Genomic DNA, 25,114 nt, shown 5'->3' with positions numbered 1-25,114 from the left:
ATGACAATCGACGTACCAACCTTGAGCAAGCTTCTGCAACCCCTCAAGGAGCAGGGCATGGGGCCGGGTGAGGCCGTACGCGTGGCGCTGGCATCGGCAACGGCATCGGCTGCAACCGGCGTCGGCGCCAGGGCGTTCTCGCTACCGCAGCAGGAATTCGTTCACAACGGCGCCGTGGTGGCCGAAGCGGTACACAACGTGTTCTCGCCCATCACTGCCGCAGCACTGGCGATCATCCTGCGCGAGACCTATCCGAATCTGACTGCCCTTGAAATAGGTGGAATCATCCTCGCGCCCAACGTCTTGCCCGGCACGCCAGCGCCCGAAATGGCCAGTGCCCTGGCTGGCGCGGGTTTCGATGCCAATAGCACCAGCGATGCCGTCAATGTGCTGTACCCGATCACCCTGACCGTACAGGCCAACCAGGCCTGGCAGGCCAGCGGGCTGAATGTGAGCGGCCGCCAGGTCACGCTGATCAGTGCCCAAGGGTCGTGGACCGCCAACCCCGCCAACGGCATGGTGGGTCCCGCCGGCGACTCTCGCTTCAAAGCCCCCGCACGCTACACCTTGCCGGGTGCACCGGAAGGCGCACTGATCGGCAAGGTCGGCAGCAATGGGCCATTTCTCGTAGGGGCCTACGTGCAAGCGCCAGCGGGTCAGTCGGGACCGCTGCAATTGTGTATCAACGATGACTTGGATGGGGTCTACGGCGTAGGTTTGCGCGACAACGTCGGCACACTGCAAGTAAACCTGCAAACAAAGGGGAACTGAGCACGCCAGCCTGGTATCGCAAGGTGCCGGGCACGCCTGCACTCCCTACTATCCCTGCCCTGCACGCTCGCGTTCACCGTAAAGCAGCGTGATGTTGATGCGCGCGCTGGTGTAGCCAGGACGGAACGCCAGCGGCGCAGTGGCATGAAACAGGTCCGAATTGAAGATGACCGCACGATTGCAGCGATAGGGAATCACCAGCGGCTGTGCCCCTGAGGCCCGCAGGAAAGCGTCGATCCGATCACCCTGTCGGTTGTACGTTTCGAAGTCCCAGTCCATTGGGGCCTCGACGTCGTAGATCACCAACCCACCCGAGTTCTTGTCCAGGTTGGCGTCGTCGGGGGTGATCCAGAAATTCACGTTCACCGCAGCGAAGTCGGCATGCGGATAGGTGGCCGGCTGGTCGTGCCCATATTTGAATCCCCACAGTTGCAACAGCGGATGCCGCGTGCCGATCACCTTGGGAAAGTACTGCTGGATCTGCTCAGCAACTTGCAGCAGCAACGGGCAGTTGAAGCCTTCCCTGAAGAACGCCCCCAGGCGGCCATGGGCGTAACGGTTGGTGTGCCAGACAGTGGATTGCAGGCAAAACGCTTGCAACTGCTGCAATGCTTGCGGTGTTAGAAAGTCATCGATCACTACGATGCCCAGCGGGCTCTGCTGGTAATCCTGCTCCGCTCCACGCAGCGCCGGGCTATCGTTCAACGCACCTTCATCCAGATGTGCGGCCGGCAGATGATGGATGACTCGACCATAGGTGGAGGACAGTGGCCATGACGCGAGCAACTGCTGTTGCAAGAGGCTGTCGCTCTCGTTGAAGCGCTGCAACGCGGTTTCATAGCCGTCGATCACGGCATCCAGTTGCGGACCTATCAACTGCCGATCACGCAGGTAGCGCATCTGCTCAAGGTCATGGCCCAGCTTGCTCCGGCTGAGTTTCGGCGCAGGCGTGGGAACGTCGGGTATATCGCCTGGCAGCGCGTGCCAGGTACTGCCGCGAGTGACCGCGGCATGACGCAAGGCCCAATGTCCCGCTGCGCCAAGGTCATTGACCCGCAGCGCCGTGCTCGTGAGGTTGTCCAGCACTTCAGGATCCTGCGGATACAGCTCGACCAACACCTGCCACATCCCCCGCGCGGCGTCGTACTGCCCCAGATGCACATACAGGTGGGCAAGCAGATAGGCCAGATTGGCCCGGGCCAGCACATAACCGGGTTCCAGGCGCAGGGCGCACTTGTAACTGCTGATGGCGTCTTCGTTGCGGCCCTGGGCTTGCGATACCCAACCCAGGTTGTTGTGCGCAATGGACCAGTCCGGTTGGTGTTCCACGGCGTATCGAAAGCAGGCTTCGGCGGCCTCGAAACAGCCTTGCAGGCACAACCGATGACCTTCGTCGTTCTGCGCCAGCACCTGCTCCGCAAAGCGTTTTGCGGCCCACAAGGCCGAGGGCGCTTGTGCCGTTCCGTAGCGCGGGCTCGATGCGGGTGCCGTCAAGCGAACCCCCGGGATTGTTTCAGTCTCTGGCTCAGTTGCATGGCATCGATAATGGCCTGGTTGACGGTTGTTTCCAGCGCAGGACTCCCAAGATCGATCTGTTGCCCGGCCTGGCGAGTGTCGTTAAGCGCAGACCCGCCAGGCTCCCGGCCTTGGGTCGCATGCAGAAACCGCCTTTGGTCGTTTAGATCATCTTGGTGTGTTGGGTCAAGTGCAGTGCGTGAACGATAGACAGGGCGCGCAATCTTGCAAGGGAACCGCAGCAAAAGTGGCGGCCAGAGGTTACTTACAGTCCTGGTTCAGTACTTGCAGTCTTGCCAAGGCGCGTCGGAGTGGCCGACCTGATCGCCGTGATGGATGCGGTCGCAGGCAGTGAGCCGGCCATAACGCTTGTTTCACTACTAGGCTTAGACCCGGACGCATTCCTGGTCCAACGGCGTTACCAAGATATCGGGGATGCACCTGCACTCCCCGCCCGGGTATTGGGCGTCACTCGATCCACAAGTACAGATCATGAAGGAACTCGGAATATGAGCACTGTCACGACCAAAGATGGCGTTGAGATCTACTACAAGGACTGGGGCCCGCGGGACGGCAAGGTCATCCATTTCCACCACGGTTGGCCACTCAGTTCAGACGACTGGGATGCGCAGATGCTGTTCTTCGTGAACAAGGGATTTCGCGTGGTCGCGCACGATCGACGTGGCCATGGCCGCTCCAGCCAGGTTTGGGACGGCCATGATATGGACCACTACGCGGACGATGTCGCGGCGGTCGTCGAGAAGCTCGGGACCCAAGGTGCAATGCATGTCGGGCATTCGACGGGTGGCGGGCAAGTGGTGCGCTACATCGCTCGACATGGACAGGACAAGGTGTCAAAAGCCGTGCTGATCAGCGCGGTTCCACCACTGATGGTCAAGACGGCAAGGAAACCGGGTGGAACGCCCAAAGACGTGTTCGACGGTTTCCAAGCCGCGCTCGCGGCTAACCGCGCCCAGTTCTACTACGATGTTCCCGCAGGTCCCTTCTATGGCTATAACCGCCCAGGCGCCAAGCCGTCGGAAGCGGTGATCTGGAACTGGTGGCGCCAGGGAATGATGGGGAGCGCAAAAGCGCATTACGATGGCATCGTCGCGTTTTCACAAACCGATTTCACCGAGGACCTGAAGGCTATTTCCATCCCCGTCCTGGTGATTCATGGCGATGACGATCAGGTCGTGCCTTACGCGGATTCCGGCGTGCTCTCTGCCAAGTTGGTCAAGAACGGCACACTCCACACCTATAAAGGAGCGCCGCACGGCATTCCGACTACCCACGCGGACCAGGTCAATGCCGACCTGCTGGCGTTCATAAACGCCTGACGCAATAGCACGTACTCCAGCCACTGCCGGCCTGCAGGATGCGGGTCGGTCTAGGCTTTGATGCTAAAAATGCTCCGTTCTGAAGAAAATACTCGCGTAGTGTTTGTCGTTGCTGACAAGACACCCATGAGTTTTGGGGATAACGCATTTAGCCTCATGTAAAACTTACCCGATGGTTGATTCGGGCAGAAAACCTTCTGGCCCCATGCTCCAGGTATAAAAGCGCAGTAATGGATGCCTCAAGGCCCCCCAGGAACTATTCCCCAAGTTCCAGCCGCGAACCGGCCATACGCTGACGAGCCGCCGACAGCTGCGACTGGTACGCAATCATCAAGGCGAAAAAACTCACCAGCGCAGCGGCCAGCAAGTAGTACGCCGCCATCATCGGGTCGCCGGTATAGCGGTAGAGCACAGTCACCAGGGTGGGTGTGAAACTGCCGAACAGCACCACGGAACTGGCGTAGGCCACGCTGATGCCCGTCGAACGCACCGCCACCGGGAATAGTTCGGCCAACGCTGCCGACGCCGGGCCGGCGTACAACACCATCAACATGGCCAGCCCGGCTTGCAGCAGCATCAAGCCGCTGTCCTGCGGATTGTGCTTGAGTGCCAGGAATGCCGGGTACGCCAGCAGCAACATTCCCAGCGCCCCGAGCAGCATGACGTTGTATCGCCCCCAGCGATCCGACAGCCAGCCACCCAACGGGCTGAGCAAGGTGATGAAGCCGACCAGGGTGATCCCGTAATAGGCTTTCCCGGCATCCAGGTTGAGCATGGCCTGGGCGTAGGCCGGCATGAAGTTGATCAGTTGGGTGCACACCGTCCACAAGGCAACAAAGCCGATTCCCAGGGCAAGGCTGCGCCAGTGCCGGAGGATTTCCCGGGCTGGCACCTCTACCCCCTGGCGGGCATGGGCCTGGAACGCATGACTCTCGTCGAGGGTGCGGCGCACATAGACACCGACAAAGTAGATGAGCACACCCAAAGCAAACGGAATACGCCAGCCCCAACTGCCAAGCTGTTCAGGCGTCAGCAGCGTTGCCAGGATGCTCGCGAACAAGCCACAGAGCAAAAAGGACCCCGCCTGGGCGACCTGCTGGAAGGCGGTAAAAAAGCCTCGGCGCGAAACCGGCGCCGCTTCACACAGGTAGGCCAGCGCACTGCCGATTTCGCCCCCTGCCGCCAGGCCCTGGACAATCCGCGCTACCACCAAGAGCACCGTGGCGCCATAGCCCAGCATGCTGTAGCCGGGACACAGGGCAATCAGCACCGTGCTGGCGGCCATCATGTTCATGGTCAGGATCAGCGCTTTCTTGCGTCCGTGGCGATCGGCATAGCGACCGATGAGAAACGCCCCCAGCGGCCGGGCAACGAAACCCACCGCGAGGGTGACGAAGGTGGCCAGCAGCGACATCAGTTGGTCCTGGGCCGGGAAGAACGCCTTGGCGATGTACAGAGAAAAGATCGCGAACAAGGTGAAGTCGAACCATTCCAGGGTCGTGCCTATCCCTACGGCCAGCAGCATCCTGCGCTGCTGCCGCGGCGAGTCCATTGGCTTCATGGCGATGATTTCCAGACGTAGACGCGCAACCCTGCGCACACGGGGGGCTTGGATGTGGCGGCGTACCGGGCCCTTGAGCAGGCCCGGTCAGCAGTCACCCTCCCAAGGCTACTGGACGGTGAACAGGCGCGAGGTGCGCTCCCACTCCCGGACAGTCTTGTAGTCCTCATGCAGGACATTGCTGTCGGCATGGCTCATGAACACAATGCCGGGACTGGAAAACAGGTCGATGGTCTTGACCACCGTGTCGCCTTCTTTCGGCGCACGCTGCAGCCAGGCCTTGCTTTTGAACGTCTTGAGCAATTCGTCGTACGAGGAGCGCGCGACCACGCCTTCCTGGTTGGAGATGAACTGCACCTGCCACAGCGGATAGCGATGGGGTTGCCAGGTTTGGAGAATGTCATCGATGGCCGACTCCCCTTCCCTGACCAGCTTGCCCACCAGGTCCAGCTGGCTGGAGCCGACCGCGTAGTTGGCCGCCGGGCGATTTAGCCCGCCGGACAACCGCGAGGCACACTCGATCAATGTCGGGCCGTCGGCGGTCACGATCAATTCGGTGTGGTTGGCCCCGTAGCGGATGCCCAGGGCGTCCAGCACGCCGTGGACATACTCGACGATTTCCCGCATTTCAGGGGAAGTGGGATCGAACAGCACGGCACGGTCATAGATCCAGCCGCCGTCTGGTGCCGGCAACTTGTCGGCGCGCCAGATTTCAGTGATCAGATGCTTGCCATGGCCACTGACGCCGTTGATGAAATACTCCGGGCCAACCAGCAGGCGCTGCGCCAGGACCGCGTCGTTGCGTTCACCCAGTTGATTGACGGTACCGAACAGCTTGTCGAAGCTTTCCAGCAGCTCACGCTGATCGGCACAAAAAGTCACCGAATCGGTGCCCGCACTGGCCTGAGGCTTGATCACCACCGGCCAGCTACCGCGCTCGGCCCAGGCGCTCAGGGCACTGCGCTCGACAGCCAGGAAGTGGTCCATGCTGCGCAGGCTGGCAGCCTTGAGTCGCTCGTGCATGGTGTATTTGTCACGTCGAGCCAGGCTGGTCGATGGGGCGTTGCCCGGTAGCTGCAGGGCCGCGGCCAGGAGGTCGGCGACTATCACCCCGCTCTCGGTCCCCGGCAGTACCGCCGCCGGGCGCCAGGCCTCCACGGCATCGGCCAGCGGCTGGATGTCGCCCTGATACTCGAAGTGTGCGATGTACTCATTCTTGTGGTAGGTGCGCAGGTAGTATTCCGGCGGATTGGCCGAGCTGCTCACGTGCAGGCACTTCCAGCCGGACTCGGCCATTAGCGTCGGCAGCTGTGAGCCCGATGAATAACCATCGACTACCACGAGGATCTTTTCCTTGGCTTGTGTCATTTTCTGTCTCCCTTGAATTTCATCCATGTGCCGAACACCGTGACCAGGGCGATCACGGAGCAGCCCAACGCAGAGGTCATCGACCACTGGATTCGCGCATCGAATACTTGGAATACGTAGGTGAGCAGCGGTGCCCACGCGAGCAGTGCCGCCACGGTAAAGGGTTCCGAAAGCAGGATGCCACGCTGCAGCAACCACAACGGGATGATCACCCCGAGCAAGGTGGCGATCGCCAGGCCGCCGACTTGCGTGCCGGAGGCGATCACAAGGCCCGGACCGTTGTAGGCCAGTACGGCGGCGACAATGATCAGCAAATAGAAACGGTGGGCCATGATTCGCGTGGCGGTCCAGCTGCGCTCACCCAGTTGCTTGGTGGCGATGGTGTTCAGCGCCTGGGACGCACCACCGGCTGCCGCCGCGGCGAGGCCGATCAGGGTGTCACCGACGTTGATCGGACGAATCCCCGCCAGCCCCACCAGCGACGCCCAGGCCAGCAATGCCGTGCCCGACAGGATGCCCGCCGCCACCGCGTAGGTGTAAAGCGGCAACTGCCGGCGACGCACCACTCGCTCCAGCAGGATCGTGCTCACCGGGCCGAGTCCGCCCATGATGGCGCTGACGATCGCCGGTTCGATATAGCGCAAGGCGTAGAAATAGCCGATCCAGTTCAAGGCGCTGGTGAAATTCAGCACGGTCAGCGGGCCTGCGGCGTTGGTGCCGATTGCCAGTCCGCGAGTACCGGAACTGAGCAACAAGCGCGTCAGAAAGAAGCCGCTGGTGATGACGAAACTCCAGAACAGGAAGGTGAACGGATGCAGCTGCTGCAGCAGGTTGCCGGAAAAGACCGCGTTCGCGTTGGCCAGTACCAGGAAGGCAGCCACGTACAGCACCCCTGCCCGCCCGCCCCAGCGGCTGACCGGCGTGGCGATGCCGGCCAGGCTTGCTTCAGGCTTGTTCATTGACGGTCTTCTCCATGAATACGCTCAGCGGATCTTCTCGATAATCGGCGAAGGGGCCGCGATCGCGAAAACCTGCGCGGCGATAGAGTGAAATCGCTTCAGGCTGGCTTACGCCGGTTTCCAGCAGCAGCGTTCTGGCGCCGTTGTGCCGGGCCAGTTGCTCCAGGCGCTTGAGCAAGCGCACACCGACCCCACGACGGCGGGCATTGTCGGCAACGAACATGCGCTTGAGCTCGGCCTCGTCGTTACCGATGCTCACCACCGCCCCGCAACCGAGCACCTCGCCGCTGTGCAATTCGCGGGCGACGATAAAGCTGACACCCGGGGCCTTGAGTTGCGCCACGTCGAGCATGTGCACACTCTCAGCGGGATACAGTGAGCGCGCGTAATCTTCCGAACGTTGCAGCAGCGCGGCGACCTGCAGTTCCTCGGGGTCGCCTTCGTCGATGCTGAACGGCTCCTGGCCGAACGTTGCCGATGAGGGGTAATCCTGCAGCACCATGTCCGCGCCTTTCTCGGCGATCATCAGGGACGCGGCGTTGGTGTTGCCCGAGACCATCGTCGGCATGATCGATGCGTCGATCACCCGCAGCCCCTGCAGGCCACGCACACGCAGGCGATGATCGACCACGGCCAGCTCATCGTTGCCCATGCGGCAGGTGCCGACCGGATGGTAGGAGGTGTCGCCCTGGGTGCGGGCAAACGCCAGCAACTCTTCGTCTGACTCGACCTTGCTTCCCGGCGACAACTCATGGTCGCAATAGGCCCGCAAGGCCGGTTGTCCAGCGATTTCGCGCAAGATACGCATGCCCGCAATCATCCGCCGCTGATCCTCTTCATGTTCCAGGAAGCGCGATTCGATGGCCGGTGCAACCGCCGGATTGCTGGAAAGGATGTGGATGCTGCCCGTGGATTCCGGGCGCAACGGATACAACCCCACGGTCATGCCGGGCAACGTGTCCAGCCGCCGACTGGAGCCGGGACCATAACTGGCCGGGGCAAAATGGAACTGCAGATCGGGCCGCGGCTCTTGCTCGCGGGATTTCACAAAGCCGTGCCCGAGAGCGATGGGCAGGCTCAGCACACCGCGCCGGCGCGTCAGGTAGTGCAGGACTTCCTTGAACAGCGCAAAGCCGCGCGTACGTTCGTTGAAGGTGATCTTCTGGCGAATGCGCCACTTCAACCGGGAGGCGAAGTGATCGCGGAAGTTCTCACCGACGCCGGGCAGCACGTGCTGCACGGCGACACCGGCTTTTTCCAGTACCGCGGGTGCCCCAATTCCCGACAACTCCAGCAGTTGTGGCGACTGGATCACCCCCGCACTGAGGATCACTTCACGCCGGGCCCTGGCGAACTGCAATGTGCCGGCCAGGTAGTCGACGCCAATGCAGCGCTTGCCTTCCAGGCGCAGTTTCTGCACGGGCGCCTCAGTGACGACCGTCAGGTTTGCCCGCTGGCGCGCTGGCAGCAGGTATCGACCATAAGCCGAGGAGCGCCGTCCCTGATCATGGTTGACCTGGTAATAGCCGAAGCCCTCCTGCTCGCCGCTGTTGTAGTCGTGATTGCGCGAGTGCCCGGCCTCAGTGGCGGCAGCGAGAAAGGCATCACACAGTTCGTCGCGCTCGCGCGGCAGCGCCACGTGGATCGGCCCGTGCTGGCCACGGGCCGCACCGTGCACGTCGACACTGGTTTCCAGGCGTTGGAAATATGGCAAGACGTCATCCCAGGCCCAACCCGCATTCCCCTGGCTGGCCCACTCGTCATAGTCCTCGCGCTGCCCCCGGACGAAGATCATGCCGTTGATCAGGTTCGACCCGCCCAGCAGGCGCCCCCGGGGAATCTGCAGGCGGCGCCCGCCTAGCGTCGGGTCCGGTCGGGTTTCGAAGCACCAGTCGTACTTGGGATTGCCCATCAGCAGGACTTCGCCTACGGGTATCGATAACAAGGGGCTGCGGCGTTCGGCACCGGCTTCGAGCAGCAGCACCCGGATATCCGGGTTTTCGCTCAAGCGCGCAGCCAGCACGCAGCCCGCGGCGCCTGCGCCGACAATGATGTAGTCGTACTCGTTCATGCCTGGCGCTTCCTGTCCCGAGACTCGACGGTGCGGGCGCCGATGGTGGTGCGATGCAGCAGCCGCCGGTATTTATCGTCGTACACCGTGGCTTTGTGCATGGCGCTGCGGTTGTCCCAGAGGATGATGTCTCCCGGCGTCCAGCGGTGCCGGTAGGTAAATTGCGGCTGCACCGAAAACTCCTGGATGAACGTGACCAGTGGTGCGCTTTCCTCAAGCGCTAGACCCTCGATGCGCCACGGCACATTGCCGCCGGCGTAGAGTGCCTTGCGCCCACTGACCTCATGGCGACGCACCAATGGCTGCGCCACGTCGACCCAGTCGGCCAGTTCCTGCGCCGAGGGCGCCGCTCGGTCGGGATAGTTGTAGGGCCGCGACTGGGTCCGGCTGATGACCACCTTGAGGTGTTCGATGCGCTGTTTGACCGCATCGGGCAATGCCGCGTAGGCGGCAAACATGTTGGCGAACCAGGTGTCGCCACCCTCCGGCGGGATTTCCAATGCATGTAGCATCGACCCTGCCGGCGGTACCTCCAGGTAGTGGCCGTCGGTGTGCCAGACCCGGCCGCTGACGGGTGAGCCGATCAGCTTCCCGTCCTTGGTGATGTTCGACAGGATGAGGATTTCCGGCTGGGTCTTCTCGCTGAACTGCGACCGTGTGTAGCTGACCAGCTCGCCGAAATGGCGACTGAACTCCAGCTGCTGCTCGGGGCTCATGGACTGTCCGCGAAACAACAGGATGGTGCTGCTGATCCAGGCCTCGTAAAGCGCTTCTATGGTGTCGTCGCTGAGCTTGGAATTGACATCGATGCCGCGGACTTCGGTGCCGATCGAATCGGTAATGGGAACGAGTTCAAGCATGCCGCCTCCTTGATTTGCATAAGGCCAGACTTCCGTGCTGACCGTGTCTTACACCGCGACCCGGTTGTCGACGATCCAGCGGTGCATCTCCACCAGTTGGATCAACAGATGCGCCGGGCTGGCCCCGCCCGGTAGCATTGATGCGTTGAGCTGATTGGCCGCGATCTGTTCGATCAGCGCACTCAGGCGCGGGGTGTCGAACATCCAGGCAATCGGCGATTTCGGGTCCGTGGCGATCCAGCGCGCTTCGCTGATCAGCGCCCGGTCGTACTCGGTATCCTGAATGTGCGGGTAGGCGCTTTTTTTGCGCGACAAGGTGGTCGGCGGCAAGATGTCGTGCATCGCCGCCTTGAGCAGGCCCTTGACCCCACCCCGGGATTTCATTTCCCACGGCACGTTCCACACATACTGGATCAATTGCGGATCGCAGAATGGCACCCGCACCTCCAGTCCCTGGGACATGCTCATGCGTTCCTTGCGATCCAGAATGACCGACAGCGGTCCGGACATCCCAAGGAACAGGACTTCGCGCATGCGCGCCGCCTCGGCGCTTTCCCCTGGCAGGCGCGGCACCTGGCTGAGCCAGTAGTCGTAGCGGGCGCGTTCATCCTCGGCCACCCACTGCGCGGGAGCCAGGGCGGGCGACAGATAGTCGGCCAGCTTCGGTCCATCGCCCAGCCAGGGGAACTGTGCCCGGGCCAGTAACTGCGGTTTGAAGTAGTAGGGGTAGCCGCCGAAGATCTCGTCGGCGGCCTCTCCGGTCAATGCCACCGAGCAATTGCCGCGCATGCGTTCGAACAGCAGGTACATCGATGCATCGAATTGGCCCCAACCCGGCAATCCGCGGGCTGTGCGCGTGGCCGGAATGACATTGAGCAAGTCCTGCATGGTTGCGCTGAGCGTGGTATGGCGGGTGCCCATGTATTCGGCGGCCAATGCGGCGAAGGGTGCATCGATGTCCGGCCGCAGCTCGGTTGAGGTAAAGGCATCTTCGTCGGTGTCGAATTTCAGGCAAAAGGTATCGAGTGCAGCCCCAGCGCCCCGAGCCGCCAGTTGTTTCATCACCAACGCGGCAACCGACGTGGAGTCGATGCCGCCGGACAGCATCGCTGCGCAGGGCACTTCATGTTCGTACTGGCGCGCCACAACCCCCTCGAGTAGCGCGCGTACCTGCTCCGCGGTCTGCTCGAAAGTAGCGGTGTGCGGGGCACTCTCCAGCCGCCAATAGCGCTTTTGCGTCTGGCCGCGTTCGCTGAAGCTGAGCACAGTGGCCGGTGGCAGTTCGTGCAAACCTTGCAGTGGGGTTTCGCCGGGCAGTGCCATGCGCGGTTGCAGCACGATGGCCAGCGCGCTCGTGTCCAGCCTGGCGGTAAATTGAGGGTGGGCCTCGATGGCCGTGGACACGCTGGCGAAAATGATGCCGCCATCGGTCAGCGTGTAATACAGCGGTTGCAGGCCGAGGCGATCACGGGCCAGCAACAGCTCGCGTTTCTGACTATCCCAAAGGGCAATGGCGAACATGCCTTCAAGGTGCTCGACGAAGCCGGCTCCCCATTGCGCATAGGCGCGGCGAATGATTTCGGCGTAGGTCCAGCGGTCCGGTTCCGGGCCGAGACCGGTGAGCGTGTGCTGCAACTGCCCGGCGTTGTAGATCTGCCCGGTGTACAGGATGGCAACGGTGGCGCCGCGAATTTCCCCGATCCAGGGTTGCTCTTCGCCGTCGTAGCGCGAAGTCACCGTGCGGCAATGTCCCAGTGCAAGCTCCGGAGCGAGCCACACCGCTTGCCCGTCAGGACCACGCCCGGCCATTGCAGCGATCATCGCCGAGACAATCCTGGCGACCTTCGAACGAGGTAGATTCGTTTGTTGCCCAACACCGTGACGCAGGTCGACCCAACCGGCCATGCCGCTCATATGACGCTCCTTTCGAATTACCTACTGGGCAACGCCTTTATTGGCGTAACCGTCTCCATGTAGATCAATGTGCGCGGCCTACGGACCGAAGTAGATCAGTTCTTGTTGTTTAATCTATTTGTCCAGCCGGGCACAAAGTACTTCAAGCCATACATCGGCGACAAGTGTCTTTTTGAATGTCTAAATAACCAAAAAAGAGGTGACTATTACTTAAGATTATTTATGCCGCCGCATAATTTACTAAAAAGCACCAAGATGGCGCACAGCAACTCTTGATGGGTTAATCTCGCACTAAAAAAGTGCAAGTAAACATAGGGCCAATATCCATTTAAACGGCGCGCGCGTAGCACGGCGCAGACGGTGATATCAAAAGAAACCGCAGGAAATATTATTGGCCGAGCAACTTGATAATATTTAAGGAATTTCTTGATCGGCACTGCGAAACCCTTGCCGTCAGCTGGTTTTTTTTAGTTCCCCCTACTTGTGGCCCAAAAAAAATCGCTGTTATGCTCCACAACAAGCAGCGTGGTGCCCCGTGTTCCACACTTTTACATGGAATGTGAGTAAAGGAATGTATATGGATATACATCTGCACATCATCTATCCCTATCGGCCATTAATGCAGCACCGCCCTTACTTGGTTGCATTGGGGCGTTAGTGCCAGCGTGGCTAGCGTCCGCCAGTCAATCCAGACCATGCCGATTTAATCTGCGTATCTAGATCGCCATCCATTGCATCGTCGCCGGTATTAATGCGCAGGTTGCGTAACACCGCCCGTTCAAATAGCCGTGCACACCCGCGCCTGTCTGATGGCGAAGTGTGCGCTGACGTACTTCAGCACGTAGAGGGAATTATGAGCGTAAATCGGTTCGACTATTCGGGAAACCTTGCCAGGGCCAGTACTTATCATGGTTATCGCAATACGTTCTGGCCCCCGGCTGACAGTTATCACCTGACTTCGCTCGACCTGACCCCCGCGAACCCTGCCATGGGCGATGCCTGGCAAGAACGCCTGGACGCGCTCAAGACCGTGATTGATGAGCAATGGCGCGACGCCAAGCTGCACGGCGTGCCAGAACGGACCCGTTTCAGCGATCCGCGCGCCGTGGCCCAGGCCTTGCGCGCCCTGGGCGACCATCTGCAGCGCCCCCATGATCGCCAAGCCCTGCTGCTCAGGGCCAAAGCCATCGAGCACGGCTACGACGACGAAATACTCAAGACCCTCGCCGGCCTGCAAGAAGAGGTCGCGCTGGTCAGCGGGCAGTTGGCAACCTGGTATGGCAAGCAGACAGGAGGGTTGCCAAGCGCCTTCGGCTGCCAGCTCAATCCCGCCCGGCAAAGGGACGTGGAGCTGGCCATGGCGCTGGTGGATCAAGTGCCCGCATACCTCAAGGGCCTGCATACCCATTTGCGGCTGGGCGATGTGCCCTCCTTCGCCGCCACCGATCTGTTTTTCATGGCCGGCGAAGGCAACCTGCACCCCAAGCATATTGCCTATTTCCTCCCGGAGGACGAAGGCGTCAAGCGCTCGCCGTTCAAGAAGACCTATTACTTTGCGAACACCCACGCCGCGATGGTCGAGCACCTGGCGGCGCCGCTGGCGCGCCGGTTTCTGGCCACCGGAGCCCAGCATGACGCGGCGAGCGAGCCTTTTCGCCGCATCCCGACACTGGGTGTGCTCAGCCATGAACTGGGCCATTTCGTCCATCGCCAGGAGACCACCTACTCGCCGTTGAACAACGCCAATCGCTGGGCCTCGGTGGTGTTGCAAGAAGTCGCAGCGGATGTTTTCGGCATCCTGATCCTCGCCCAGGTCTGGGCACCCGCGCTGCAGATCCCGCCCGAGCAGGTGCTCGAATACTACTTGGGCGAGTGCCTGCGTTATCTGAACCGTGGGCTCGGACTCTTCCCCGACTGCGACGGGATGTACCTGCAATTGTCTTATTTCGTCCAGCTCGGCGCCCTGACGCTGCAGCATGAAGATGGGCAGCCCGTGCAACTGCTGGTCGATCACGGCGCCTTGCTCGCCGGCTTGCGTTCGCTGGCCCGGGTCCTGGCCGATGCCCTGCTCACAGGCGATCCGGAGGCTGCTGTCGCCTTCTACCAGTTTTACGGACCGGCACGGCTGCAGCCGCTGCAACCACTGGTCACTGCGTTGGCCAGTACGCCCGCGCAGTCCATCGAATACGTGCAAGAGCCTGTGCGTGTACCCACGGACTGCGCCGCAACCTGCGCGCAAGCCCGCCTCTAGACAAGGAGAGACAGAGATGACGAAGCCGATGCAGGACCTCAAACAGGTTGAAGACTACTACGGCACCACCCGCCGGTTTGGCGATAGCGATGCCACCATCTACGGGATCTGGGAACAGGGTGGAGCGTTCAACGATTCCATCACCCCCTCCACCTACAGCCCCGAATACCGCTCGCATCTGGGGCTCAAGCTCAAGTCCCTGACCCAGGAAGGCGCGACGATTTTCTCCATTGGCTGCGGCAATGGTTTTGTCGAGGGCGACCTGGTGCAGGCCAAGCGCCGCGTGCTGGCTATCGACTTCAACGATGAAGCGGTGGCCCTGAGCCGGAAAAAAGGCGTGGATGCGTACACCGCCGACTTCTTCAAGCTGGAGCCCGGCGCCCTCGCCGGCGTCAAGTCGGTCTATGCCGACGGCTTGCTCGGCCATTTGTTCCATCCGGAGCTGGAGCTCAAGCCGACCTTCGACAAGCTCAAGGAGCTGAACCTGGAGTCCGGTACGACCCTGGTGTTCTCCAACGATTCGCCGCGCGATCCCGACACACTCTTTGCCGCCCACGACAAGGTCGACGGTTTCTGGTTCATCTCCCGGGACTACCTGCGCGATGCACTGATCGAGGCCGGCTTCAAGATCGAGGAGTCCTACTACTTCCCCTACACGCGCCCGATCAGCGGCCTGCGCAATCGAACCCTGTGCATCGCACTGGTGCCCTGAGCCGATCACGCCCGCGCCGCGAGGAGAAACCGCCGTGCCCATATCCGAAAGCTTCGCCCGACGCTTGTTGCCGCTGCTCGATGATCTGACGAAGATCTACCCGACGCCTTTTCATCTCTATGACCAGCGCGCCATCGTCCAAACCCATCGAAACGTGGTGCAAGCCTTCGCCGACAGCGCGTTTCGTCAGTACTTCGCGGTCAAGGCGCTCCCCACGCCAGCCATCCTGTCCCTGCTGCTCAAGGAGGGCAGCGGGCTGGATTGTTCATCGCCGGTCGAGTTAATGCTGGCCGAACGGCTGGGCGCGCGGGGTGACGACATTGTCTTCACCTCCAACAACACCTCGCCCAGCGAATACCAGATGGCGCTGCGGGCCGGCGCCCTGATCACGTTCGACGACCGCAGCATGCTGGAGCAAGTGACATCCTTGCCGGATATCGTTGCCTTTCGCGTGTCGCCCCACGGCGTCATCGCCCGGTCGTCACAGATGGGCAATGCCCAGCAATCGAAATTCGGCGTTCCCGAGGCCGAACTGGTTCAGGGCTATCGCGAGGCATGGGATCGCGGTGCCCGGCATTTTGGTCTCCACGGCATGATGTGCGCCAACGAGCTGTCGCTGGAGGCCGCGGTGCAGGCCGGTGTGCAAGTCATCGAGGTCGGGGCGCGGGTGGCTCGCGAGGCGGGCATCGAACTCCAATACATCAATATCGGCGGTGGCCTGGGCATTCCCTACCGGCCCGACGACCAGGCCCTCGATCTCACCGCGTACGCCGATGCGCTGAAACACGCGCTGAAGCAGGCATTCCCCCGCCACGCACCCAAGCTGCTGATGGAGTTGGGTCGCTACATCAGCGGCCCGCACGGGGTGCTGGTGTCCCGGGTCATCAACCGCTGCAGCAAGGCGCGGGAAATCGTCGGCCTCGATGCCTCGATGTCGGCGCTGATGCGCCCCGGACTGTATGGCGCCTACCACCACCTGACGCTGCCCTTCGCCAGTCAACGCCCCGAGGGCGTGTTCGATGTGGTCGGTGCACTGTGCGAGAACTTCGACAAGTTCGCCGTGGATCGCCCGCTGCCGACCCCGCTCATCGGCGACCTCGCACTGATCCATGACACGGGGGCCCATGGGCATGCCATGGGCTTTACCTATAACGGCCGGTTGCGCCCGGCGGAATTGATGCTGACCGACGATGGCGATGTCGTCGAAATCCGTCGGGCCGAGACCTTCGATGACCATACCGGCCCGATTCAATGGCAACCCGTAGACGTCTTCAACCCTCACAAGGTGCGTTAAATGAGTAACCGTGCATTGATTGAAGCAGCGTTCGAACGGCGCACGCTGCTGACGACGCAAGAATTGTCGGCCCTGGTGCCGTCGATCGAAACCGGCCTCGCTGCCCTGGAGCGTGGCGAGTTGCGCGCAGCCTATGTACAGGATGGCCAGTGGGTCTGCGATGCCTACGTCAAGAAGCTGATTCTGCTGTCCTTCCTGACCCGCGAAAATGCCCTGGGCGAAACCAACCCCGGGCGGCCGAAAAGCTACGACAAGCTACCGCTGAAGTTCGAACAATGGGACGCCGCCGCGTTCCGTGACGCGCGCATCCGAGTGGTCCCCGGCGCGGTCGTCCGGGCCGGGGCGTACATTGCCCCGGGCGCCGTGTTGATGCCGTGCTTCATCAACATCGGCGCGTACGTCGGCGAAGGCACGATGATCGACACCTGGTCAACGGTCGGTTCCTGCGCCCAGGTCGGCGCACGCTGCCATATCTCCGGCGGCGTGGGCCTGGGCGGCGTGCTCGAGCCCATCGGCGACAACCCCGTGGTCATCGAGGACAACGTTTTCATCGGTGCCCGCAGCGAGGTAGCCGAAGGCGTCATCGTGCGCAGCGGAGCGGTGATCGGCATGGGGGTCTACCTCGGTGCCTCGACGCCCATCATCGACCGCGAGAGTGGCGAAGTGCGCTTCGGCGAGGTGCCGGCCAACGCGGTGGTGATCGCCGGCAATCGCGCCGATCCGAAGCTACCGGGCGTATCGCTGGCCTGTGCGGTAATCGTGAAATACGTCGATGAGCGCACACGTTCGAAAACGGCGCTCAACGACCTGGTCCGGGTGCTCAGCCAATGAACGTCGCAGGCAACGCTTTCGCCAGGCTGCAGGGCCTGCTGGATGACCTGCCGCCCGCGCCAGGCTTGTCGGTGATCGCCCTACACCTGGGCGAAAGCAGGCTGGGTGATCCGACATCGCTGCTGGCACCGTTGTCGGAGCTCGAAGACTGGACCCGCTACCCGCCGCTGGCGGCGACCACGGCACTGCGCGAGGCCTACAGTCACTGGCTGCGGCGCCGTTTTGGCATCGCCGACAGCCTCGGCAAGTCGATTGCCATCGAACCCACCCCGGGGACCAAGCAGGCGGTCGCCACCTGCATCGCCCTCGCGGTCACCCGAGCGCGGGCACGGGGCGTGGCGGTGCCGGTGGTGGTGCTGCCCAACCCCTTCTACCCCACGTATGTCGCGGCAACCGAAGCCGCGGGCGCGCGGGCCTTGTTCTACGATCTTTGCGATGGGCAGCTGGAGGCCAACCTTGCCGCCCAGCTGGCGTTGGCCGGCGACAGCGCCGCGACCGTGGTGCTGTGCAACCCCGGCAATCCACTGGGCAACATCCTCTGCGCCGATACGCTGGCGGCAATCAGCCGCCGGGCACACCAGGCCCAGGCCAGCCTGCTGGTCGATGAGTGCTACATGGATCTGCTCTGGCATTCAGCACCGCCCGGCTATCTCAGCCTGGTCGAGGCCGGCAGGGTCGCGCCGTGCCCGTTCGTGGTGCTGCACAGCTTGTCGAAGCGCTCCGCCGCGCCGGGTTTGCGCAGCGGTTTCATTGCCGGCGACCCACAGAGTATTGCCGCCTATGCCGCGTTCAACCGTTCCTGCGGGGTGTCGCTGGCCTGGCCGACGTGCGCGGCCTCGGCCGCGCTGTGGCAGGACGAGGCCCATGTGCAGCAGCAACAGCAGGCCCTGCAACGCAACTGGGACATGGCCGATGATTGCCTCGCCCAAGTGCCCGGCTACCAGCGCGCCGAAGCTGGTTTCTTCCTCTGGCTGGCCGTCGCCGATGGCGAGGCGACCGCGCAGCGGTTATGGACCGAGCAGAGTTTGCGAGTGATGCCCGGACGTTATCTGTGTCATGCCGCCAGCGACGCCAGCAACCCCGGAGATGGCTTCGTGCGCCTGGCCCTGGTTCATCAGCCATCGATCATGGGGGAGGCCCTGCGGCGCCTGCGTACCGGGTTGAGCGGCCAATAGGCCGACGGCGACTGGAACGCACAACTGCATCCCCTGGCGGATGCGATACCGATTCAGAGTCACCTCAGGGACAGGAACAGCAAGATGGCAATGGCAACGGACGCAGGGCTGCAAGAACGCATGGTGGGCTGGCGTCGCTGGTTGCATCAGCATCCAGAGGCGGGATTCGCCGAGAGCAAGACCTGCGCGTTCATCGCCGAGACACTGCGCAGTTTCGGCTTGCAGCCCCATGAGAGCATTGGCGGAACCGGTGTTGTCGCGACGATCGAAGGCGAGCAACCCGGCATCGAGATCGCCCTGCGCGCCGACATGGATGCCCTGCCCATCCAGGAAGAAAACACCTTTGCCCACCGCTCACGCCACGACGGCTGGATGCATGCCTGTGGTCACGACGGCCATATCGCGATGCTGTTGGGAGCTGCCAGCCGCCTGGCGACGGACCGGCGCTTCGCGGGCAAAGTCCACTTGATCTTTCAACCGGCCGAGGAAATCGGTACGGGGGCCAAGGCGATGATGAACGCCGGCCTGTTTGACAGGTTTCGCGCCGAATGCGTGTACGGCCTGCACAACTGGCCAGGCCTGGAGGCGGGTCGATTCGTGGTGCATCACGGTGCGGCAATGGCAGGCGCCAGGCCCTTTGAAATTGTCGTCAGCGGCTGCGGCTGCCATGCCGCCATCCCCCACCAAGGCACTGATCCGCTATTGGCGGCGGCACACCTGGTCACGGCATTGCAGAGCATCGTGTCACGTAATATCGACCCGGCCGACGCACTGGTCCTCAGCATCACCCAGTTCCATGCCGGGCATACCCACAACATCATTCCCGACACCGCCCGCCTGACCGGCACCCTGCGCTACTTTCGCCCCGCGGCTGGCGAAATCGCATCGCGTCGAATGCTCGAACTGGTCGAACAACTGGCGGCCGCAATGGGCGTGCGCGCATCACTGGAGTTCTTCGAATTCGGATCGCCACCGGTGATCAACAGCGCGGTGCATGCCGAGCATTGCGTGGTCGCCAGCCGCGCCGTGGCCGGGCGGGAAAACGTCGGTACTACCGTGGCACCGAGCATGACCGGGGAAGACTTTGCCTTCATGCTCGAACGCAAGCCTGGCGCCTACATCTGGATCGGCAACGGTTCGGCCGAAGGCGGTCGCTCGTTGCACAACCCGCATTACGACTTCAACGACGAAATCATGCCCATGGGCGTGGCCTACTGGGTCGCCCTCGTCCGGCACCGGCTACAGGTGTGAGCAATTGCCCCGATCAGGTGCGCATTTGCGGGAGGGAGCGGCGCTTTATCCAAACGGGCCGCGCGGGTATCGCAGGCCCGTTTTCCATGAGCTTGAATCGAGGAACATCTCAAGAGGCATCAGCTGCAGGACCGCGAGTTGACGCCTAGCTAATCTCATCGGAGCCCTCATGGCTCATGTCCGCCGTTGCGCACGCGCAGCTTAAGGCATGGAAAGCGCAACCTCGTCCTTTGCCTGATAAACGAACACTGAGCTGAAGGCGCAATTACAGGTGGAAATCGCCAGCGGCCTCCGGCTGATAAAGCACTTTCCTGATTTCGATCCGGCGGGTCCGATCAGAAATACGCCAGTCGATGGCATCGCCCTCCTGATAGCCGAGGATGGCGGCGCCGATGTCGGAACACACGGAGTGCTTCCCGGCGCTGCTGTCCGCGTCGTCTGGGTAGACCAGGGCTACTTCGATTTCTTCGTCGTCCAGGTGCAACAAGGCCCTGGAGTTCATCGTGACGACGTTGCGCGCCACTTGCTGCGGCTTGACGACAATGGCTCGCTCAAGCTCATGTTCGAGTTCAACAACGGCCGGGCCTTGCTCGAAGACGATCAGGCTCTCGAGCCTGGCCTTGTCGATTTCGGTGATGTAGATCCCCGTGGAGTCGCCAGCGGCACCTTCGCGCAAGAACTGCAGATAGCGCCCCGCCGTCATGGAAAACGACTTCAATGCCGGCGTTTCGTTCTCAAGCACAAAGCCGCTGCGCACAAAGGCTTTCAATGAGCGCGAGTTGTCCGGGTGGATCTTGGCGATGAGCTTTTCGGCCCGCATGTCGAGAAAGGCCAGTTTCATGCCCTCGCGGATGGTCCGGGCGCCAAGGTTTCGGCCCCATTTATCGCTGTCGCCGATAACCAGGACGATCTCGCAATTGGAGTCGGTCTTGACGAGACGGACAAAACCCACCGGGGCGTCATGGCGGTCATAGGCCATGAAGAACCGGCCGCCTCGGTTGAATAGATGGGTCAGGATCGGCAGTTGAGTCCGATCGATGACGTGTTCGATGGAACGGGAAACATCACGTGAATCGCTGAGGTAACAGGTAACGCGCTCATCTTCCAACCAATCTTTCAACGTCAGCGCATGTGCCCGAGTGATTTCAGGGCACAGCGAAATGAAAGGCTTGTTCATCTTCACCACACTTGTTTGTAAAGGATGAAAGCCCTTCATGGCGGTTATGGCCATGACGGTTCTTTCGGCAACCGGGCATCTTAAGGCATAAGGCGAGCAATGCCGAAAAGATCACAACCTGTTCCCTGCCCTACCCGTCATCGATGCCCAAGCGAGTTGGCCGTCGTTACGGCTGCTGCATCGACATCACGGTCGGCCTGACCGGAAGCTGGGAGTATTGCGGGTGCTGTTTGACGAAGGTTCGAACGGCCTGTTCCTGCCTGTCCGTCACACATATGGCAATACTGGGACGGTCCACCGTACAGGTTCCCAGTGCAAGGAAACCGCAGTTCTTGACCCCATAGACGGCAGCTGGGTGGGCCGCGACCGGGCAGCCGTACGCCATCTCGCCCAGGTAATTGAGTTGGCCGTTGGCCACGGTAAAACGCAGGGGTTTCGAATAGGGTCCCATGAGCCCGCGGCGTGAACCCAGGTCATTCACTTCATAGGTACCTGCAGGCAGCCATGCCGAGTAATAGTCCTTGGGAGCCCAGCCGTAGGTCTTGCCGCTATTCACATTACGAAAACTGATCCAGGTGCCGTAGGGCCCGCCCTCGATCAGCGAACCGAGGACGAGGCCTGCGTTTTCGGTGGAATAGACTTTGGAATCCAGGGCCATTTCAGGCGGTAATGCCGAACAGGCACTCATCAAGGCTGTAACTCCAACGACCAACAACTGACTTGTCTTGCGCATTCGATACTCGATCCATTGAAACAAAATGTGGCTTTCCCATTATGATGCTGCCCCTTTCAAATCAAGCGTTAAGGATGACACCCACTATGAGTAGTATTTTCACCGGCCGTGTATCGGGTGCCATGGCCTTCGCCTTGATCTTGAGCGGCTGCAGTTTATCGGGCACTTATCCGGATGCAACCGAAGCAGACGCCGCCAAGCTTCGTTTTATCAGCGACATGAGCAGCGCCACGCTGGGTGTGTTCGATGAGCAGAACTGTGACGGGCAAACCACGGGGATTCTCAATAACTTGTTCCTCGCCGATTCTCGCCGGCGAGCGAACATGTCGATACCTCCTGCCTCCCAGAAGACGCCTTACCTGGAAATCCGCTTGGCCCCGAACAAAGAGCGGATGCTGCACCTCAATACCCAAGGCACCGGCTCGGTATGTGGCATGGCCTTCACCTTCACGCCGCAAAGTGGCGCTGAATACGAACTCACCTTCAGTCGTGCCGGCAGTCAGTGCGTGACATCGCTCAAGCGCCTGCACCAAGCGCAGGGCCAAGTGGTGCGCTCCCCTGTCCCTCTGGTGAATAAAGGCCTGGCAAGCTGCCTGGGCGCCAACGCCCTCTTCCCTGCGCCCGTAAAGGGCCTGCCGGCCACCGTCGAGCGTGACGAAATGATCGAGCAGATTGTCTCGCAGAGCATCATCAGCGAGATGAAGCCTGGGCCTGCCTTGAGCGAGAGCAGCCAGAACGAAGCCGTCGACCTGGTGGTCGACAAACGCAAGCGGCAGATGAACCTGGACCTGCCGGATGCCTATTGGACCCAATTTCGGCAGAACGTAGCGACTTACCTGAAGCAGGCTCAAGGGGTAAAGGCCAGCGCGCTCGAGCACTACAAGGTCGAGTACCACACACGCCTCTCGCGCTTGGATACACCAGCCATCAAGGCACTGGTGCCAGACACCCAGGCCACCGATGTCACCCAGGCGCTGGCTACCAACAACGCGATGTTGCAGTACTACCATCGGCTCGATGAGCAGCTGCAAAAAGAAACGATGGCCGATCACTGGACCCGGATGGCCGACCTGGACAAGCGCTACGGGGTGTGTGAGCGCTACGCGCAGTGCTGGCAGAACTAACCTGGGCCAACCCGCTGCGCCCTTGCCTTGTTCCACCTGGCCATGGGGTTGGCCAGCGTAATCATGCAAGGGCGCCACTCTCTACATCCCCCTAGCCTCCACGGCCCTCCTCCGGCATCACCTGGTCAGCGCCTGGTAACTCACCCGGTGCGCCTCGGTCGGCAGCGGCACTTCCCATTTGAATAGCATGCGGCGGATATCCGCGTTGCGCAGCGAGGTGTCGCGCTGCTGGTTGCGCCGCATGATCTCGCTCTCCGGGCTTTCCAGGTAGACGATCTCCACCTCTGCACCGTAGCCGTACAGCAAGTCCAGGGTGCGATTGCGCATCTGCGCCGACAGGTGCGTCGAGTTCCATACGAACGGCCGCTGCTCTCGCAACAAGGCCTTGGCCCGGTCGATGGCGTAGTGCGCGGCGGCGCCTTCGTTCTGCCCATGGCGCAGGCCCAGGGCCTGGCGCGCATCGTCGAACGAGACCACCGGCAGGCCCGGATGATGTCGCGCGGCCCAGGTGTCCTTGCCGCTGGCCGGCAAGCCGGAGAGCATCAGCACTTGCGAGCCTTGCGGTGCATGCAGCGCATAGTCAGGATGCACCCGGGCACCACGCAGGTACTGGATGCGCGTGTAGTCGTCGGCAAACGCCCGCGGCCCGTGCAGGCAGCCCTCCTCGGCCGCCAGTTCACGCCACAGTTCGATAGCGCTCAAGACATCGGCCTTGCCAACGTAATCACGACCCTGCATGTCGGCCTCGGCCACCGCGCAGAGCATCCACACCGGCAGTTCCCAGGACAGCTTGTGGAGCAGGAACTCCGTGCTGCGCCCGCTGCGATCGCCTTGCAGGGCGAAGAACGGCACCTGGTGCACGGCGATGATGCGGCAGATCTGCTCGCGCAGTTCGAACGGCACAGCGGCGCGCCATAACAGCAGCCGGGCATCCACCGCTCCCCGACGCGAGTGTCCGGGTTGGCCGATACGCCCGGTCTCGGGGTCGATCACCGTGGTATCGGGCTTGGCGATGTCATGCAGCAAGGCGGCGAAGAACAGCACGAAGCGCTGCTCGGCGCTGGCTTGCTGGTACGCCGGCTGGGCCAGTAGCGCCTCCACCACCATGCGGGTGTGAATCCACACATCGCCCTCGGCGTGGTAGGTCGGGTCCTGCGGGGTGTCGGCCAGGCGCGCCAGGGCCGGGATGGCCGCCAGGCAGGCGGCACTGTCCATGGCGTGCCCAGGCTCGGGCACCAGGTGTTGCAGTGGATGAATATCCATTTCGAAAAGCTCCTTCAGTAGCCACGGCAGGAGCCATGCCAGTCCATGGACAGGCGCGGCGCGTAGAGGTCGACGCCGTCGGCCAGTTGATTGGGAATGAACGGTTGATTGGCATGGTGCTGGTCGGCATCGAGGATGGCCTGGACGAAATCCTGGCGAACCCACTTCAAGCGGCCGAGGGTTTGCTGTGCGTCCTCAAGCTTCAGGTACAAGCCTTCCATGCGACTGGAGCGGTCGCACTGGCGCCAGGCCCGGGCCAGGTCGAGGCCTTCGCGCTGCACCACGTGTTCGAACGCCTCGCGCCAATGGGCAGTCTTGGCCAGCGAATCGCCAACCAGCGCCATCAGCTCGGCCTGCCGGCGTGGCACCGGGCCTTCGTACAGCACCGGTACCGACAGCACGGGGCCGCCCTTGAGCAGCTCGCGGCGTGCGGCCGTAGACAAGAACACCCCGCTGCTGCGGTCCCACACGTCGAACTCGCAAAAGTAATGGGGCAAGTGGTCGTAGAACACTGAGTGCTTCTTGTGCAGCCACTCGCCGTACAGTACGAAGCGATCTTCCAGGCGCTCCAGCAGCCAGTGTTCGTGGGCCGCGGCCCACTGCTTGAACAAATTGAACTGGCGCTCGCGTCCGCCTCCGGTGAGGTAGTGGCCACGGGATTGCAGGCGCAGTTCGCCGCCCTCGGTAAAGCTGATGCCGGCGTTGGCACCGTCGAGTTTTTCTTCCACCACCAGCCATTGGCCAGCCAGGGAGGCATAACGCACCTGTCCGGCGTCAGTGTCGCCATCCTGCAGGCGCGAGCTTTCCAGGTGGGGGGTACGGGGGTACTTGAGCAGTTCTAGGGAGTGCGCGTCGGCACGAATATCCATGTTCATGGGTTTCTCCTTGGGAATAGGGAAAAACCGACGACAGGATCAGGCAGGCACAGCGATGAGGCGCCGCCG

General features: G+C 62.0%; 20 protein-coding genes. 9 read left to right on the top strand and 11 right to left on the bottom strand.

Translation table 11 applies throughout. The features are described 5' to 3' along the window. Positions 1-771 (top strand): hypothetical protein, encoded by a 771-nt coding sequence (locus C4K39_RS31690; protein WP_124347602.1) that lies wholly within the window; start codon positions 1-3, stop codon positions 769-771. 48 nt (positions 772-819) lie between these two features. On the opposite strand, the gene C4K39_RS24410 is transcribed toward C4K39_RS31690, so the two are convergent. Continuing rightward, complete coding sequence (locus C4K39_RS24410; protein ID WP_164487318.1) at positions 820-2,265, bottom strand: tetratricopeptide repeat protein; 1,446 nt, start codon at positions 2,263-2,265, stop codon at positions 820-822. 530 nt (positions 2,266-2,795) lie between these two features. On the opposite strand from C4K39_RS24410, the gene C4K39_RS24405 reads away from it, so the two are divergent. Beyond that, complete coding sequence (locus tag C4K39_RS24405; RefSeq protein WP_124347600.1) at positions 2,796-3,626, top strand: alpha/beta fold hydrolase; 831 nt, start codon at positions 2,796-2,798, stop codon at positions 3,624-3,626. A 256-nt stretch (positions 3,627-3,882) separates the two neighbouring features. Here C4K39_RS24405 and C4K39_RS24400 read toward each other — a convergent pair whose 3' ends face one another. From C4K39_RS24400 to asnB, 6 genes are all read right to left on the bottom strand, one after another. Continuing rightward, entirely contained in the window at positions 3,883-5,187 is a 1,305-nt protein-coding gene (locus tag C4K39_RS24400; RefSeq protein ID WP_124347599.1) for an MFS transporter, read from the bottom strand. Positions 5,188-5,295: 108 nt separating this feature from the next. Further along, a complete protein-coding gene (locus tag C4K39_RS24395; RefSeq protein ID WP_124347598.1) occupies positions 5,296-6,555 on the bottom strand; it encodes an ATP-grasp domain-containing protein in 1,260 nt (419 codons plus the stop codon). Next, entirely contained in the window at positions 6,552-7,514 is a 963-nt protein-coding gene (locus C4K39_RS24390) for an EamA family transporter (protein ID WP_068576936.1), read from the bottom strand. Before C4K39_RS24390 ends, C4K39_RS24395 begins: the two co-directional genes overlap by 4 nt. Next, positions 7,501-9,585, bottom strand: a complete 2,085-nt coding sequence (locus C4K39_RS24385; protein WP_124347597.1) for a GNAT family N-acetyltransferase — start codon at positions 9,583-9,585, stop codon at positions 7,501-7,503. The genes C4K39_RS24390 and C4K39_RS24385 overlap by 14 nt, the downstream gene beginning before the upstream one ends. Next, the gene (locus C4K39_RS24380; protein ID WP_068576931.1) at positions 9,582-10,445 is read right to left on the bottom strand and encodes a TauD/TfdA dioxygenase family protein; all 864 of its coding nucleotides are present in this window, start codon (positions 10,443-10,445) and stop codon (positions 9,582-9,584) included. Before C4K39_RS24380 ends, C4K39_RS24385 begins: the two co-directional genes overlap by 4 nt. Positions 10,446-10,493: 48 nt before the next feature. Continuing rightward, positions 10,494-12,359 (bottom strand): asparagine synthase (glutamine-hydrolyzing), encoded by a 1,866-nt coding sequence (asnB, locus tag C4K39_RS24375; RefSeq protein WP_124347596.1) that lies wholly within the window; start codon positions 12,357-12,359, stop codon positions 10,494-10,496. 853 nt (positions 12,360-13,212) lie between these two features. Between asnB and C4K39_RS31575 the strand changes: the two genes are divergently transcribed. From C4K39_RS31575 to C4K39_RS24345, 6 genes are all read left to right on the top strand, one after another. Then, positions 13,213-14,610, top strand: a complete 1,398-nt coding sequence (locus C4K39_RS31575; protein ID WP_068576927.1) for a DUF8614 domain-containing protein — start codon at positions 13,213-13,215, stop codon at positions 14,608-14,610. Positions 14,611-14,626: 16 nt separating this feature from the next. After that, the gene (locus C4K39_RS24365) at positions 14,627-15,322 is read left to right on the top strand and encodes a class I SAM-dependent methyltransferase (protein WP_068576926.1); all 696 of its coding nucleotides are present in this window, start codon (positions 14,627-14,629) and stop codon (positions 15,320-15,322) included. A gap of 34 nt (positions 15,323-15,356) precedes the next feature. Then, positions 15,357-16,616, top strand: coding sequence for a diaminopimelate decarboxylase (locus C4K39_RS24360; protein WP_124347595.1), 1,260 nt, complete (start codon positions 15,357-15,359; stop codon positions 16,614-16,616). Then, positions 16,617-17,447, top strand: a complete 831-nt coding sequence (locus C4K39_RS24355) for a 2,3,4,5-tetrahydropyridine-2,6-dicarboxylate N-succinyltransferase (protein WP_068576924.1) — start codon at positions 16,617-16,619, stop codon at positions 17,445-17,447. Beyond that, positions 17,444-18,622, top strand: a complete 1,179-nt coding sequence (locus tag C4K39_RS24350) for an aminotransferase class I/II-fold pyridoxal phosphate-dependent enzyme (protein ID WP_124347594.1) — start codon at positions 17,444-17,446, stop codon at positions 18,620-18,622. The genes C4K39_RS24355 and C4K39_RS24350 overlap by 4 nt, the downstream gene beginning before the upstream one ends. Positions 18,623-18,712: 90 nt before the next feature. Further along, entirely contained in the window at positions 18,713-19,873 is a 1,161-nt protein-coding gene (locus C4K39_RS24345) for a M20 aminoacylase family protein (protein ID WP_206600635.1), read from the top strand. A gap of 265 nt (positions 19,874-20,138) precedes the next feature. Here the strand turns inward: C4K39_RS24345 and C4K39_RS24340 are convergent, their stop codons facing one another. Both C4K39_RS24340 and C4K39_RS24335 read right to left on the bottom strand, forming a co-directional pair. Beyond that, positions 20,139-21,104 carry a bifunctional GNAT family N-acetyltransferase/nucleoside diphosphate kinase regulator gene (locus C4K39_RS24340; RefSeq protein WP_083236075.1) on the bottom strand — a complete coding sequence of 322 codons (966 nt, stop codon included), beginning with the start codon at positions 21,102-21,104 and terminating at the stop codon, positions 20,139-20,141. Between the two features lie 112 nt (positions 21,105-21,216). Beyond that, positions 21,217-21,783, bottom strand: coding sequence for a hypothetical protein (locus C4K39_RS24335; RefSeq protein WP_068576916.1), 567 nt, complete (start codon positions 21,781-21,783; stop codon positions 21,217-21,219). A 41-nt stretch (positions 21,784-21,824) separates the two neighbouring features. Between C4K39_RS24335 and C4K39_RS24330 the strand changes: the two genes are divergently transcribed. Next, positions 21,825-22,907, top strand: coding sequence for a hypothetical protein (locus C4K39_RS24330; RefSeq protein WP_225926535.1), 1,083 nt, complete (start codon positions 21,825-21,827; stop codon positions 22,905-22,907). Positions 22,908-23,024: 117 nt separating this feature from the next. On the opposite strand, the gene C4K39_RS24325 is transcribed toward C4K39_RS24330, so the two are convergent. Both C4K39_RS24325 and C4K39_RS24320 read right to left on the bottom strand, forming a co-directional pair. Next, entirely contained in the window at positions 23,025-24,170 is a 1,146-nt protein-coding gene (locus C4K39_RS24325; protein WP_124347593.1) for an AAA family ATPase, read from the bottom strand. Positions 24,171-24,184: 14 nt separating this feature from the next. Continuing rightward, positions 24,185-25,045, bottom strand: a complete 861-nt coding sequence (locus tag C4K39_RS24320) for an RNA ligase family protein (RefSeq protein WP_124347592.1) — start codon at positions 25,043-25,045, stop codon at positions 24,185-24,187. Positions 25,046-25,114: the final 69 nt, after the last annotated feature.

This window comes from Pseudomonas sessilinigenes (assembly GCF_003850565.1).
Lineage (GTDB): Bacteria > Pseudomonadota > Gammaproteobacteria > Pseudomonadales > Pseudomonadaceae > Aquipseudomonas > Aquipseudomonas sessilinigenes.
The sequence above is the reverse complement of the archived record's forward strand: the minus strand, read 5'-3'. Positions and strand labels throughout refer to the sequence as shown.

Excerpts from the sequence above, each read along its gene's own strand:
- C4K39_RS31690 (WP_124347602.1), top strand. The coding sequence starts at position 1 with ATGACAATCGACGTACCAACCTTGAGCAAGCTTCTGCAACCCCTCAAG.
- C4K39_RS24405 (WP_124347600.1), top strand. The coding sequence starts at position 2,796 with ATGAGCACTGTCACGACCAAAGATGGCGTTGAGATCTACTACAAGGAC.
- C4K39_RS24400 (WP_124347599.1), bottom strand. The coding sequence starts at position 5,187 with ATGAAGCCAATGGACTCGCCGCGGCAGCAGCGCAGGATGCTGCTGGCC.
- C4K39_RS24395 (WP_124347598.1), bottom strand. The coding sequence starts at position 6,555 with ATGACACAAGCCAAGGAAAAGATCCTCGTGGTAGTCGATGGTTATTCA.
- C4K39_RS24390 (WP_068576936.1), bottom strand. The coding sequence starts at position 7,514 with ATGAACAAGCCTGAAGCAAGCCTGGCCGGCATCGCCACGCCGGTCAGC.
- C4K39_RS24385 (WP_124347597.1), bottom strand. The coding sequence starts at position 9,585 with ATGAACGAGTACGACTACATCATTGTCGGCGCAGGCGCCGCGGGCTGC.
- C4K39_RS24380 (WP_068576931.1), bottom strand. The coding sequence starts at position 10,445 with ATGCTTGAACTCGTTCCCATTACCGATTCGATCGGCACCGAAGTCCGC.
- asnB (WP_124347596.1), bottom strand. The coding sequence starts at position 12,359 with ATGAGCGGCATGGCCGGTTGGGTCGACCTGCGTCACGGTGTTGGGCAA.
- C4K39_RS31575 (WP_068576927.1), top strand. The coding sequence starts at position 13,213 with ATGAGCGTAAATCGGTTCGACTATTCGGGAAACCTTGCCAGGGCCAGT.
- C4K39_RS24365 (WP_068576926.1), top strand. The coding sequence starts at position 14,627 with ATGACGAAGCCGATGCAGGACCTCAAACAGGTTGAAGACTACTACGGC.
- C4K39_RS24355 (WP_068576924.1), top strand. The coding sequence starts at position 16,617 with ATGAGTAACCGTGCATTGATTGAAGCAGCGTTCGAACGGCGCACGCTG.
- C4K39_RS24350 (WP_124347594.1), top strand. The coding sequence starts at position 17,444 with ATGAACGTCGCAGGCAACGCTTTCGCCAGGCTGCAGGGCCTGCTGGAT.
- C4K39_RS24345 (WP_206600635.1), top strand. The coding sequence starts at position 18,713 with ATGGCAACGGACGCAGGGCTGCAAGAACGCATGGTGGGCTGGCGTCGC.
- C4K39_RS24340 (WP_083236075.1), bottom strand. The coding sequence starts at position 21,104 with ATGGCCATAACCGCCATGAAGGGCTTTCATCCTTTACAAACAAGTGTG.
- C4K39_RS24335 (WP_068576916.1), bottom strand. The coding sequence starts at position 21,783 with ATGCGCAAGACAAGTCAGTTGTTGGTCGTTGGAGTTACAGCCTTGATG.
- C4K39_RS24330 (WP_225926535.1), top strand. The coding sequence starts at position 21,825 with ATGATGCTGCCCCTTTCAAATCAAGCGTTAAGGATGACACCCACTATG.
- C4K39_RS24325 (WP_124347593.1), bottom strand. The coding sequence starts at position 24,170 with ATGGATATTCATCCACTGCAACACCTGGTGCCCGAGCCTGGGCACGCC.
- C4K39_RS24320 (WP_124347592.1), bottom strand. The coding sequence starts at position 25,045 with ATGAACATGGATATTCGTGCCGACGCGCACTCCCTAGAACTGCTCAAG.